The 14336-nt window shown below is 32.8% G+C and carries 8 protein-coding genes; 6 read left to right on the top strand and 2 right to left on the bottom strand.

Annotation, left to right across the window (positions count from 1 at the left end; all coding sequences use genetic code 11):
- Positions 1–17 precede the first annotated feature (17 nt).
- Entirely contained in the window at positions 18–1451 is a 1434-nt protein-coding gene (gene pdxR / locus MHH42_RS13640; RefSeq protein ID WP_000706569.1) for a MocR-like pyridoxine biosynthesis transcription factor PdxR, read from the bottom strand.
- A gap of 147 nt (positions 1452–1598) precedes the next feature.
- On the opposite strand from pdxR, the gene MHH42_RS13635 reads away from it, so the two are divergent.
- Positions 1599–2516, top strand: a complete 918-nt coding sequence (locus MHH42_RS13635; protein WP_097837787.1) for a DMT family transporter — start codon at positions 1599–1601, stop codon at positions 2514–2516.
- 84 nt (positions 2517–2600) lie between these two features.
- Here MHH42_RS13635 and secY read toward each other — a convergent pair whose 3' ends face one another.
- The gene (secY, locus tag MHH42_RS13630) at positions 2601–3905 is read right to left on the bottom strand and encodes a preprotein translocase subunit SecY (RefSeq protein ID WP_000490108.1); all 1305 of its coding nucleotides are present in this window, start codon (positions 3903–3905) and stop codon (positions 2601–2603) included.
- Between the two features lie 524 nt (positions 3906–4429).
- Between secY and MHH42_RS13625 the strand changes: the two genes are divergently transcribed.
- From MHH42_RS13625 to MHH42_RS13605, 5 genes are all read left to right on the top strand, one after another.
- On the top strand, positions 4430–4945 hold the full coding sequence (locus MHH42_RS13625) for a DinB family protein (protein WP_340893474.1): 516 nt from the start codon (positions 4430–4432) through the stop codon (positions 4943–4945).
- A gap of 557 nt (positions 4946–5502) precedes the next feature.
- Positions 5503–7455 carry a bifunctional metallophosphatase/5'-nucleotidase gene (locus MHH42_RS13620; RefSeq protein ID WP_340893473.1) on the top strand — a complete coding sequence of 651 codons (1953 nt, stop codon included), beginning with the start codon at positions 5503–5505 and terminating at the stop codon, positions 7453–7455.
- Positions 7456–7799: 344 nt separating this feature from the next.
- Entirely contained in the window at positions 7800–9503 is a 1704-nt protein-coding gene (locus tag MHH42_RS13615) for a M4 family metallopeptidase (protein ID WP_000799183.1), read from the top strand.
- Positions 9504–9986: 483 nt separating this feature from the next.
- Entirely contained in the window at positions 9987–12557 is a 2571-nt protein-coding gene (pulA, locus tag MHH42_RS13610; RefSeq protein WP_340893472.1) for a type I pullulanase, read from the top strand.
- Between the two features lie 781 nt (positions 12558–13338).
- Positions 13339–14316, top strand: a complete 978-nt coding sequence (locus MHH42_RS13605) for a SagB/ThcOx family dehydrogenase (RefSeq protein WP_340893471.1) — start codon at positions 13339–13341, stop codon at positions 14314–14316.
- The last annotated feature ends 20 nt before the right edge of the window (positions 14317–14336 follow it).

The raw sequence follows: 14336 nt of genomic DNA, 5'->3' as shown, positions 1-14336 counted from the left end.
GGCTAGTGAACATACTTTTAAAAATTAAAGTTTCGTATTGTATCATGTAATTTCTCTAATCCAATCGCCATATCTTTTTCATTTAACATGGAATAGCTAATTCTTAATTGGTTATTATTTGTATCGTTATTTAATAGACAAGCTGTTCCAGGTAAAAAAGAGACATCTGCTTCATTTGCTTTTTGTAATAAGTTAAAAGGATCAATTGTATTAGGAAGTGTAATCCATAAATTAAAGCCGCCATTTGGTATTTTAAAGTGTATTTCTTTTAGTGGCGATAATATAGCGATTGTTAAATCGCGTCTAATTTGTAAAGCGGTGCGTAATTTTTCTAAATGATTTTTCATACGTTCTGCACGTAAGAACGGAAGTAGTGCTTTTTGCGTTAATAACGGGCTACCGATATCCATCGAACCCTTCACAGCATATAACCATTCAAAAATAGGCCCATCGGCTATAAGTGCAGCGATACGTAGTCCAGGTGCTAACGTTTTACTAAAACCTTTTAAATATATTACATGACCATTCGTATCAAAACTTTTGATTGGAGGAGGAACTATAGCATCCTCAAAATATATTTCTCCGAAAGAATCATCTTCAATTATAAAAAACTCATATAACTCCGCTAGTTCTATAAGTTCCAATCTCCGTTCTTTACTCATTACTGTACCTGTTGGGTTTTGAAAAGTAGGATTCACATATAACAAAACAGGATTCTTTCTTTGACAAAGGTCATCTATTAAGTCTGAGCGAATGCCGTTTTTATCAAGACTAATAGGTATAATCTGCACTCCTTTGTTGAGAAAAACATCAAGTGCTGCGCCATAACAAGGGCTTTCTACTAATACTATATCTCCAGGTTTTAATAATGTTTGAGCGATCAAATCAATTCCTTGCTGGGCACCACTTGTAATTAATAATTGAGAGGGGTCTGTCACTAATTTCTGATGTTCTTTTAGATAATTAACTATTTCAACTCGAAGTTCATAATCGCCTTGAATAGGTCCATAAGTTGCTAGTAACATCGGATTTTTATCCAGCAATTTGTGCATTTCGTCTGCTAGAAATGGATTTGGTAATAGACGTGGATATAAAATCGCTTGTGAAAAATCATAATATTTTCGGTGTTGATTCATTGCATATTGAGAACGCATAACATTAATAGTTTTCGTTTGTTGCCATTTATAAGGAATAGTTTTGAACTCTTTCTTTACACGTTTATATATATAAGCGCCTTTTCCTTGCTCGATGCGTATATATCCTTTCGTTTCTAGCTGCTTATACGCCTTACGAACAGTCAATAAGCTAATTTGTAAATCTTCGGCCATATAACGTAATGATGGAAGGGAGTCACCATATGAAAGCATGCCACTTTGTACTCTTTCAACAATTTGCATATATATTTGTTGATAATACGGTATGTTGGATTCTTTCCGTATTACAATCTTCATGGCTTCACCTTGTTTCTTTTTTATTTAATTAAAGCGAAAAAAATAAAGAGAATCAACTACAATTTGATGTAACTGTTATAAGCATAGATACACTGTTATACACGAAAACCTCTATACTCATGTTAAGAGTAAAAAGGAGGAAGAAAAATGGTCATTTTCAATTATATTTTAGTATGCATTATTTTCGGCACAACATTTTTAACGATAAAAATCGGAATTGAAGCAGGAGCACCTCCATTATTTTCAGCAGGAATTCGTTTCTTTTTAGCAGGAGTAATCTTGATGTTTATATTTAAGTTGAAGCGAAAAGAAATTATGCCGCATGTATTGTCAAAACGTATTATGTATGCTGGCTTTTGTTTAACGTTCATGACATTCGCATCTTTGTACTGGGCTGAACAATATATTTCTTCTGGATTAGCTGCTGTACTTTCTGCAACAGGTCCTATGATGATTTTATTATTACAAGCAAGAAGAAATAATAAAAAATTGCAAAAGGAGCAATTTTTCGCTTTAATTATTGCGTTAATAGGTGTTGTTTTTGTTTCTTTACCAGGAATGCATCAAGAAGTAAGTTTCATATGGAGTATTGCTTGTATTATTTTAGTAGTAGGGGAGTTATTTTACGGAATAGGTTCTATTCGCTCAAAAGAAATACTTTCGGATTTACGAAGTGTATCACCATTTCTTATTAATGGTATTCAAATGTTTTATGGAGGGATTTTGCTACTAATCGTATCATTCATAGTAGAGCAGCCGAATGTAACTGTATTAACCTCTTGGAGCGTACAGTGGCCTATTTTATACCTCATATTTATCGGATCAATTGGTGGGCACGGATTATATTACTGGCTTTTATCAAAAACAAATCCTGTATTCCCATCGACGTGGTTATATGTATCACCATTAATAGCAATTATTGTAGGATATATTGTATTAGGAGAACCATTAAATCCTGCAATGGGTATAGGTGCTTGTTTCATATTGATAGGTGTATTTTTGGCCAATCGTTCAACACTACGGACTTATTTCAAACAAGGACGGTTATTAGAGAAGGAAATGTAGTTGGATAATGTAACGGCCCTGTATATTATCGGGCTAGTAAAATCAAAAACACAGCTGGGAAAATAACCAACTGTGTTTTTATAATTAATTCACTTTTTTAATAAACCCTTTGTAATGACGTTTCACAAGTTGACTTTCTAACGTCTTCATTGTTTCTAGTGCTACACCGACGATAATAAGTAAGCTTGTACCACCAATTTGAGCAGAAGGTGGTAACGTAGCAATTTTCGTAAATACGAGTGGTAATATTGAAATTGCACCTAAGAAAATTGCACCGATAAATGTTAAACGGTATAAAATTTTGGTTACATATTGCTCTGTCGCTTTACCAGGACGAATACCAGGAACATAACCGTTTTGCTTTTTCAAATTCTCAGCCATTTGTTCAGGATTTACTTGAATAAATGCGTAGAAGTATGTGAAAGCAACGATAAGACCGACATAAAGCGTCATTCCAATTGGGTGTGCAAAATCAAGGTTTGCGACTAACCATTTGGATACGCCTGAATCAGGGAAGAGCTGCGCAATTGTACGCGGCGTCATTAAAAAGGCTGAAGCAAAGATTACTGGAATTACACCAGCACTATTTACTTTAAGTGGTAAATGAGTGTTTTTTGCTCCTTGATATGGATTGTTTCCTGATACAGCTTTAGCGTATTGAATGGGTATTTTACGAACAGCTTGTTGAATGTAAATGACACCAACAACAATCGCTAAAATTACGAGTCCAATTAAAACCATTTTTATTATGTGCATGAATAATTGATCGCCTGCATTTTGAAATTGTTGCAAGTAAATTTGATTAGCAACATTCGGAATTGCCGCAACAAGTCCTGCGAAGATAATCATTGAAATCCCATTACCAACACCATTAGCGGTAATTTGTTCACCTAACCAAAGTAAAAATGCAGTACCTGCAGTTAAAACTGTCGCAATAAATAAGTATGTAGTCCAGCTTTGATCTGTTATTAATTGTCCACCTGCTATATTATTAAAACCATAAGACATCCCAATGGATTGTATGAATGCAAGAATGATTGTAAAGTATCGAGTAAATTGAGCTGACTTCTTACGGCCCATTTCACCTTGCTTTGCCCATTCCGAAAATTTAGGTATAACGTCCATTTGTAGTAATTGTACTATGATGGAAGCTGTAATATATGGTGTAATACCTACAGCGAAGATCGAGAAGTGTTGCAATGCTCCTCCACCAAATACGTTTAGCATACCTAAAACGTTGGCTTGATCTTGTACCTTTAATACCTCTGCGTTAGTATGAGGAACTGGAATAAATGTGCCAATTCGAAAAACAATTAGCATCGCTAGTGTAAAAAGAATTTTGTTTCTTATCTCAGCTACTCTCATGAAATTTGAAATCGTACGAAACATTATGTCGCCTCCTATATTTTTATCAGTTCAAAACTGATTATTATATCCCGATGAAGTAACCACAAACCTCCTTCCGCATTAAATTCATTTGACAAATGGAATTTCATACATTTTGCAGTTTTCACGGATATAAAAATATAAGGTGTTATACGAGCGACCTATTATCTTTTCGTAATCATTCAATACCCATAATATATCGAATAAATTAACAAATGTACATACATACGCATGAAAAATGAATAAATAGGGTGATTTTTTACATTTACTTAATGCTAGATTGATAATTAGGAACGTTTTACGTAGTTGTATCGAAAGGATTCAGTGGAAAGTATTATGGTGTAACTGTAGCACATGAAAACCTCAAGGATTTTGAGAAAACGCATATATTTCGTCGTGAATTAGAGAAACTATTAAAGCAAGAAAAGATTTGATTGAAATAGTAGTGAAGGAAAATCTTTTTTCTATAGAGAATATTTCTAACGTAGGAATCTAAGTATGTAGGTTCTAATGAAAGGAGAATTCACATGAATACATTTGTAAATGACAAGTTTGATGAAACGAGAAAGCAATTATTTGAGGAAATTACTTTGTTAAGTGATGCTCAATTTAATAGAAAACCAGATCAGGATAAATGGAGTATAGCACAAGTTTGTCATCACTTAGTTTTATTAGACGAGAGAGTTATAACAGTTATTTCGTCAGGATTAAAAAAGATGGATAGTATCCAAAATGAGCGTAAAGAAATTCACGCTATTGTATTAGATAGATCGATAAAATTTATAGCTCCAGAAATGATTGAACCAAGTATAGAAACATTTGAAGTACAGCAAATGATTGATTTGTTAAACAACGCTAGAAAAGAATTGATGCGTTTCCTGAGTACAATAGAAGATGAATCTATATTAGCGAAAAAATCAGTGATGCATCCAGCTCTTGGAGAATTACTCCTTGATCAGTGGATAGAACTGATTTATTTGCATGAACAGCGTCATATAGAACAAATCAAAGAGATAAAATTGCTTTGTGAAGTTGAAAAGTAAAAATCATTATCTATTTATTGAGCAATTTGGTATAGCATCAAGGGTACGAGTGATAAAATACACGTCCTGATTAAAATTATGATGAATGTAGTTGAAAGCAACCAATAAGCAGAAGAAAATACGAAACTAGCAGATCTTACTCCTGAAGAGGAAACGAACATTCGAAAAAAAACTGAATCCGATTTGCTGTATAAGTGTAACCCCGTCTTAAATGAAGAGCGGGGTTATTATTTTTGGAAGTGATCTCAGTATTTTCATATAGAAGGAAGTAAATTGGTAATGAAATCCGAAAATGAGTTATATGTCCAAAATTTTGAAAGCGCATATACATCTACCGTTGGTTTAGCGCTCTTCACACGTTGGAGGAAGAAGTATTTTGTTAGAAAACGATAAAATACTATTCTGTTAGGGGAAATATGCATTTGATTCTCTATATTTTCACAGTAAAACCACCTCCAAAATTATCTTTTGTAGTTGAATTTTTCCGAATAATAAGTTACATTTTTAAAGTTCAAGCAACTTTATGCCAGTACAAAAAGGGGAGAAATATTGTTATTATGCAAAAAATGAAATGGAAGAACTATGTATGCTATTTTATTATTCTTATGCTTCTTGTAACAGTAGTAACAGTCAAACCAGCTATTTCTAAGGCTGAGGAATCTGATGTTAATATTACATTGTTAGGTACTGCAGATATTCATGGTAGATTTATGCCTTGGGATTATGCGCTTGATGGAGCAAATATGAGTGGAAGTTTGACGCAGCTTTATACGGTTATAAAGAAGGTACGTCAAGAAAATCCAAATACCATATTAGTAGATGCCGGGGATACAATTCAAGGAAACTCAGTAGAATTATTCAACGATAAGCCACAATCGCCAATGATGGTAGCGATGAATACAATGGGATATGACGCCTGGGCATTTGGAAATCATGAATTCAACTTTGGATTAGATACATTGAAAAAAGTTAGTGAGCAATATAAAGGAAAGACGTTAGCAGGAAATATTTATAAGGAAAATGGAGAGCGTTTTCTTCCTGCATATACGATTGTTGAAAAAGGTGGAATTAAAGTCGGGATTATTGGTATGAATACACCAATGATTAGTGATTTTGAAAAAGGGACAGATCATTTGGATGGTTTAGTAGTGAAAAATCCAGTAGAAGAGACAAAAAAGGCAATTAAAGAATTAGAAGGTAAAGTAGATGTAATGGTAGGGGTTATGCATATGGGACTAGAAAATGAGAATGGAATCCCAGGTACTGGTGTTCAAGATATTGCGAATGCTTGTCCGGAACTAAGCGCTATTTTTGCGGCTCATATGCATAAACTTGTAAAAAAAGAAGTTATAAATGGCGTAATTATTACAGAACCAGATAAATATGGAACGCATATTTCACGTATTGACCTTACTTTTACAAAGCAAGATGGAAAGCTTGTTTTAAAAGATAAAACAGCTACCGCTATACCTGTAAAAAATGCTGATGGAACAACAGTATTATCTGATTCTGCACTTGAAGAAACATTAACACCTTTTCATGAGTATGCAAGAGGAGATGCAAATGTTGTAGTTGCTCAATTAAAAGGGAGAAACCTTGTTCCTGAAAATGAAATAAAGGGTATTCCAAGTGTGCAGATTCAAGAGACACCTTTATCAGATTTCTTTCATGAAGTTATGCTCCATTACAGTAAAGCGGATGTAGTAGCCCATCAAATTGATAATGATTCTGCCCGTTTGGATATAGGGCCTATAAAGAAGAAAGATATTGCGTATAATTATCAATATGCTTTGGGAGAAATTACAGTTTACAAGATAACTGGAAAAGATTTAAAAGACTATATGGAATGGGCAGCAGGATATTTTAACTCATCTCGTGCCGGAGATGTAACAGTTAGTTTTGATAAAAACCGTCGCGCGTCTAAATACAGTACGAACGATTTCTTTGGAGGCGTAAAATACGAAATTGATTTAACAAAGCCATATGGTAGTAGAATTACAAATTTACGCTCTATTCGTACAAATAAACCGATTAAAATGAGCGATGTTATGACGCTAGGAATGAATGCGTATAGAATGGAGGCTCTACAGGCAAAAGGGGGAGCTTTAGAGGGACGTAAATTTGAACAAACTTGGTCATCTAAACAAGAGAATGCATTCGGAGAAACAGGTGGAACCATTCGTAACCTTGCTATTACGTATTTAAAAGAGGTAAAGAACGGTGTATATACGCCAAAAGTTATGCGTAATTGGAAAATTACTGGTGTAGATATACATTCTTCAGAGCATAAAGCTGTAGTTGATCTTGTAAATAAAGGGATTTTAGAAATTCCAAAAACAGAAGATGGAAAATATACAAATATAGCATCTATAAATACTAAAGATTCAATTACAAAAGAAGAGATTGTAGCACTCTCACAAAAAGCTAATATTAATCCAAATCAGTTTAATCATACAAAGACAAAAGGTGAATTTTATAAAAAACTTAGTAGGATTACTAAAAAAATATAAATTATAAGGTTTCTTATAGTAATTGTTATTTTAATAGCATTAAACCCACTCTTACAATAGTAAAGAGTGGGTTTTTATGTTGTTATTTAGATGTAAGTGTACTTTTATTAGAATAAATATAGGTAATTAATAACTAACCAATTGGATGAGCGCTGCCAAAAAGGATTCTTTTTTTATTCAAATTAATGTACTTATGTGTTCCGTTCATTATTTACAATATTGACCACAATTTATGTAATTTTGCATAATATTACATAAATTTTTTATTTTCTCTTTTTTTCGACATAAATAGACAGTATACTTTGTACAAGCTTTCTATTTCAAAAATTATACGAGGTGAAAAAATGAAAAACACAAAGACATTAACTAAGGTAGCATTAACAACAGGATTAGCTTTAACAGCTGTGGCACCATACGGAATAGGTCATGCAGAGGAAACAGATCAACTACAAGTTCAAATTCAGGAGGAATCGTTCCGTTCGGGTGAACTTACACAACCGTCACAAAAGGCACCAGAAAATGTAGTAAAGGATGCACTTAAGGAGAAAACAGAACAAGCTCTGTCCCAAAAACAAGTCAATGGAGAAACAGGAGTAGATTATAAAGTTCTTCAAAAACGTGATTCGTATGATGGGACTACACTCGTACGTATGCAGCAAACATATGAAGGAAAAGAAGTATATGGCCATCAATTAACCGCACACGTAGATAATAAGGGGGTTATTAAAAGTGTTTCAGGTGATAGCGCGCAAAATTTAAAACAAGAAGAATTGAAAAAAACTATTAATCTATCAAAAGATGAAGCAAAACAATATATTTTTACGAAGTACGGGAACGATATCAAGTTTATTTCTGAGCCAGAAATTAAGGAAGTTATTTTTGTTGATGAAAATAATGGACAAGCTAGCAATGCATACCAAGTTACATTTGAAGCTGCAACACCAAACTATGTTTCTGGAACTTATTTAGTAAATGCGCAAAATGGCGATATGTTAAAAAATATGGTACAAGAATCTAACTTAAAAGCAAGTGAAAAACTAGTTGGGGCCTTAAAGGAAAGTAAAAAAAGCAGTCTTACATCATTAACTGGAACAGGAAAAGATGATTTAGGTATTTCTCGTTCATTTGGTATTTCTAAACAAAGTAATGGCAAATATGCGCTTGCTGATTATACAAGAGGGCAAGGAATTGAAACTTATGATGTGAATTACAAAGATATTACTAAAGAAGAAAGCTATTATCCTGGTACATTAGCAACTAGTACTTCAACAACATTTAACGATCCAAAAGCAGTAAGTGCTCATTACTTAGCAACAAAGGTATTTGATTTTTACAAAGATAAATACAAGCGTAATAGTTTTGATAATAAGGGACAAAAGGTAGTTTCAGTTGTACATGCTTGGGATTCTGAAGATACGAACGATCCGAAAAATTGGCAGAATGCATTAAGTGCTAATAATGGAAGTATGCTTGTATATGGCGATCCTATCGTTAAAGCATATGACGTAGCTGGACATGAATTTACACATGCTGTTACTTCTAGCGAATCTAATCTTGAATATTACGGTGAATCTGGTGCAATCAATGAGGCACTATCTGATATTATGGGAACATCTATTGAGAAATACGTAAATAACGGAACATTTAACTGGACAATGGGTGAACAAACCGGATCTGTTTTCCGTGATATGGAAAACCCAGCTTCTGTGCCATCTTCACTTGGAGTACCTTATCCAGATGATTACAGTGAATTTAACGATTTTAATGGCTGGGATCAAGGCGGCGTTCATTTTAATTCAAGCATTATTAATAAAGTTGCGTATCTCATTGCAAAAGGCGGAACTCATAACGGAGTAACTGTTAAAGGAATTGGTGAAGATAAAATGTTTGATATTTTCTATTATGCAAATACAGATGAGTTAAACATGACTTCTAATTTCAAAGAATTAAAGTCTGCATGTATTCGAGTGGCAACTAATAAATATGGAGCGAATACAGCTGAAGTTCAAGCAGTTCAAAAGGCATTTGATGCAGCAAAAATTAAGTAAGTTAGAAGTATCTTTTTCATTCTTATATTAATACATTATGAAAAACAGCTAATGTCACTTTAAGGATATTAGCTGTTTTTTTACACAGCAATGCATTATTGATAATAAACTTACTAAGCGATAATTAGGCTGTCTATCTTCAATACGTTGCGAATAATATATAAGGTTAAATGTATATAAAAACAGAAAATTAATAATATATTGACCTCTTGATAGAAAGTGCTATAGAATGAAAGCGATAACAAACGATTGCTTTAAAATGATTTCCCTGATCTTTTAGTATTTATAAGTATATAAAGGCATAAAAAATCTATTTTTTTAAGTTTTAATGCAAACGCTTTCGTATTAAAAGGTCATTGAAATACATATGTGAAAATAGCCAATATGGAGGTGAAGTAAAAGAGATTTCTAGTTTAATTTAAGCAGTGTAATTTATACGAGCATAATAAATCGCTCGTACTATTTAAAGAAAGGGTGTATGTGGTGCGAATAACAAAAAGATTAATTAACAAATCAGTTTTATTACTTACTATAATCGTTATGTTATCATCTGTTTTCTCTTTTCAGAATGTGAAGGCAGTTTCAAATTCAAAAACAACTGAAATTATCGTTCATTACAAAGAGCAGTCTGGAAACACAAAAGACTGGAATCTTTGGATGTGGGGAGAAAATGCAAATGGTAAATCATATGAATTTACTGGTGAAGATGAATTTGGAAAGTACGCAAAGATTAAAATAGATGGTGACTATAATCGTGTAGGATTTATTATTCGTACGAATGAGTGGGAAAAAGATGGTGGCGATCGTTGGATTGAAAATATAAAGGACGGTCGTGCTGAAGTATGGATTCTTTCGGGTGATGAAAAAGTATATAACTCTAAGCCTTCTTCAGATCTCAAAATTCAAAAAGCTACTATTGATAGTTTTAATGAAATCACTGTAACGACTAATGTTCCTTTTAATAGTAAGGAACAGAAAATTGAAATTGAGGGCATTAAAATTAAGGAAATTAATCCTTTTGATAAAAATGGTGGAGATATTACTAATAAGGTGAAAATAATTACAGAACAGAAAATTGATTTAAAACAGACATACAAAGTTAAAATAGAAAACTTAGCTTATACGAATACTGAAATCGGTAAAGTCATTCGTAGCGAAGAGTTTGATAAATTATTTTATTATAGTGGTAACGATCTAGGGAATATATATTCCCCGCAACATACAAAATTCCGTGTATGGGCTCCTACTGCGAGTGAAGCAAAGTTAGTTACATATAAAAAATGGAACGATAAAATAGGTACTGAAATAAACATGCAACAAGGTGAAAAGGGAACTTGGAAAGCAGAAATTAAAGGGAACCAAAAAGGTCTCTTTTATACGTATAAGGTGAAAATTGGGGATAAATGGACTGAAGCAGTTGATCCATATGTGCGTGCTGCTTCTGTAAATGGAGATAAAGGTGTAGTCATTGATTTAAACGAAACAAATCCGAAAAAATGGAAAGCAAATAAAAAACCGGAATTTAAAAAACCGGAAGATGCTATTATTTATGAATTGCATGTACGCGATCTTTCCATCCAACCTGAAAGTGGCATTAAACAGAAAGGGAAATATTTAGGGGTAACAGAAAAAGGAACAAAAGGGCCTGAAGGTGTAAAAACAGGACTTGATCATATGAAAGATCTTGGTGTTACGCACGTTCAGTTTTTACCGATATTTGATTATGCATCAGTCAATGAAGAAACTTTAAATGAACCACAATACAACTGGGGATATGACCCGAAAAACTTCAACGTCCCAGAGGGCTCCCATTCTACAAATCCATATGAGCCGACTGTTCGAATAACTGAATTAAAGCAAATGATTCAAGTGCTACATGATAATAATCTTCGTGTTGTAATGGACGTAGTATATAACCATATGTATAATGCGGCTGAATCTAATTTTCATAAGTTAGTTCCAGGTTATTATTACCGATACAATGAAGATGGAACATTTGCAAATGGAACTGGAGTAGGAAATGATACTGCTTCAGAACGAAAAATGATGAGGAAGTTTATGGTTGATTCTGTCACATATTGGGCAAAAGAATACAATTTAGATGGATTCCGTTTTGATTTAATGGGCATTCATGATTATGAAACAATGAATGAGATACGTAAAGCTGTTGATCAAATTGACCCTTCTATTATACTGCATGGAGAAGGCTGGGATTTAAATACACCTCTTGCAGCTGAGTTGAAAGCAAATCAAAAAAACGCGGAGAAAATGAAAGGGATTGCTCATTTTAACGATAATATACGTGATGGATTGAAAGGTAGTGTATTTGAAGAGAAAGAAAATGGTTTTGTAAATGGAAAGCAAAACATGGAAGACCGTATTAAAAAAGGCATTACAGCAGGCATTGACTATGATACAAATTCGTCTACCTATCAAGATCCGGAACAGGTATTAACTTATGTGGAAGCTCATGACAATCATACATTATGGGATAAACTTGAGTTAACTAATCCAGGTGACAGTGCAGAAGTGCGAAAACAAATGCACAAATTGTCTTCTTCAATTTTATTAACATCACAAGGAATTCCATTTTTACATGCAGGGCAAGAGTTTATGCGCACGAAATATGGTGATCATAACAGTTACAAATCTCCTGATTCAATTAACCAGATGGATTGGTTACGCCGTGCAGCATATAATAATGAAGTAGATTATATGAAGGGCTTAATAGATTTACGCAAAAAGTACCCAGCTTTTCGAATGACATCTACTGAGCAAATTAAAAAGCATATATCATTTATAGATGCTCCCAAAAATGTTATAGCTTATTCAATAGATGGAAAGGGCAATGGGAATAAAAATGAAAACTTTATGGTGGCTCACAATGCAAATAGAGAATCCGTTGACATAACTTTGCCATCGAAAGGTCCTTGGAAAGTACTAGTAGATGGTAAGCAGGCAGGTAGTAAAACACTTTATGTTGTCCATAATAATAAAATTAAAGTTCCTGCATTAAGTTCATTCGTTTTAAAAACAGCGAAACCGATTAAATAAAAGCAAGTCATGTGGAAGTATATACTGAATTGAGTACATGTAATAAGGATTGTACATGCAAAAAGCGAAGTGACGGTTATTTTCACTTCGCTTTTAAAATTAAATTAATATAATTTCACATACTGTAATTATATTACAATTTAATAAAGGAAATAGACAAGAAATTATTTCTATTGTAACAGTAGGAGGAGAAGATATCTTTGTATTAATTCCTACAAATCGTTTAAAAAATAGCAAAGATGAAAAAGTATATGGAATTAAAATAGAGAAAAGACACCATTTAAGGTGTCTTTTCTCTATTTTAAATACGATATGTTAGTAAATAACTTGTATGTAAAAGTAAGTTGCATTTTCACACTAACTTCAAAAGAAAAATATTAAATTCTTTTCTTAATCTATATGTAATAAATCTCATTAGAAAATTTTATTGCTATAACAAATAAAACTTTCTCAATATTATTGTGTTTAATAACTATATCCATCTGCTTTCCAATCCATTACAATAATTTCACATTGGAAATACACGAATATTCCCAATGTTCTAAATGGTTTATACCTTATAGGATTACTATGGGAAAGGATGTGAAATGTCTAATAAAAAAATATTTTTTATGATGAAATAAAAAATTTTAATGAAGAAAAAGTTATTTTATTATTCTCAAGCTTTATTGAAGTACATGTATTTATAATCACTTCGAGACAAGAGGAAGAATCTAAAAATTATTTTTGTAGATTAGAAAAGTGTATTTGAAAATTAAGTTAAAAGTTTATGGAGGGTTATATGAGCGAGAAAATTTATTATTGGTCTCCTATTAAACATTGGGAGAAGTTGCATAATGAAGTTTTGATAGGGGAAATGAGATTTACAGGTATTCTGTCTGAGTGGTTTCCTGAGTTTTATTTTTTGACTCAAAAAGGTGTGAAAATTAGTGAACTAGTAGAACGCTTTTCTTTAGGAAATGTAGAAGAGACACAAAAAACAATAGAGCTTATGATAAAAAATCGTGTGTTAGTAAGTAACATATTACACCCAAGAGAAGTATTTTCCACACAAGAAAAGATTTTTCCAAATCCATATAGCGACCAGATTCGCTTTTCTAAAGAATATTTAGATATGTATATGAGTGAACAATTGAATCGAACGCACGTTTCTGCGCGACCAGCCGAAATTCAACTTGAAACAACAAATGAGCTACCAACTATAATCAAGGAACGTAGGTCTTGTCGCCAATTCGATATGAAAAAACATATTAGTTTTTTAGAATTTTCCCAATTCATATCAACTCTAAAACAGGTTAGGAAAGAAAATATATACTATCATTACGCAAGTGCAGGCGGGCTCTACCCTATTGATATCTTTATTTATATAAAACCAAAACGTATAGAAGGTATGAAAGCTGGATTTTATTATTATAACCCATCAAAAAACTGTCTTGTGATTGTAAATCATATTGATCAAGTAATCAAAAGTGATCATGAGTTAATTAACCAAGATTTATTTACTCAGTCTGCCTTTTCAGTTTATTTGGTTTATAATGCGAACGCTTCCATCCCAAAATACGGTTCAGATGGATATTTATTTGCTTGTATTGAGTCTGGTATTATCACTGCTACCTTAAATATGGTGGCTGAGACTTTGAATTTAGGTGTTTGTTCAGTTGGTCATATGAAATTTGAAGAGATTGAGCAATTTTTATGTTTGGATAGCCATCAAGTATTTCTCCATGGGCTTGAAGTTGGCTTGAAAATTAACGAATAGATGAAATGAATATTAGGGGG

The organism is Bacillus sp. FSL L8-0099, assembly GCF_038006385.1.
Taxonomy (GTDB): Bacteria; Bacillota; Bacilli; order Bacillales; family Bacillaceae_G; genus Bacillus_A; species Bacillus_A toyonensis.
The sequence above is the reverse complement of the archived record's forward strand: the minus strand, read 5'-3'. Positions and strand labels throughout refer to the sequence as shown.

Excerpts from the sequence above, each read along its gene's own strand:
- pdxR (WP_000706569.1), bottom strand. The coding sequence starts at position 1,451 with ATGAAGATTGTAATACGGAAAGAATCCAACATACCGTATTATCAACAA.
- MHH42_RS13635 (WP_097837787.1), top strand. The coding sequence starts at position 1,599 with ATGGTCATTTTCAATTATATTTTAGTATGCATTATTTTCGGCACAACA.
- secY (WP_000490108.1), bottom strand. The coding sequence starts at position 3,905 with ATGTTTCGTACGATTTCAAATTTCATGAGAGTAGCTGAGATAAGAAAC.
- MHH42_RS13625 (WP_340893474.1), top strand. The coding sequence starts at position 4,430 with ATGAATACATTTGTAAATGACAAGTTTGATGAAACGAGAAAGCAATTA.
- MHH42_RS13620 (WP_340893473.1), top strand. The coding sequence starts at position 5,503 with ATGCAAAAAATGAAATGGAAGAACTATGTATGCTATTTTATTATTCTT.
- MHH42_RS13615 (WP_000799183.1), top strand. The coding sequence starts at position 7,800 with ATGAAAAACACAAAGACATTAACTAAGGTAGCATTAACAACAGGATTA.
- MHH42_RS13605 (WP_340893471.1), top strand. The coding sequence starts at position 13,339 with ATGAGCGAGAAAATTTATTATTGGTCTCCTATTAAACATTGGGAGAAG.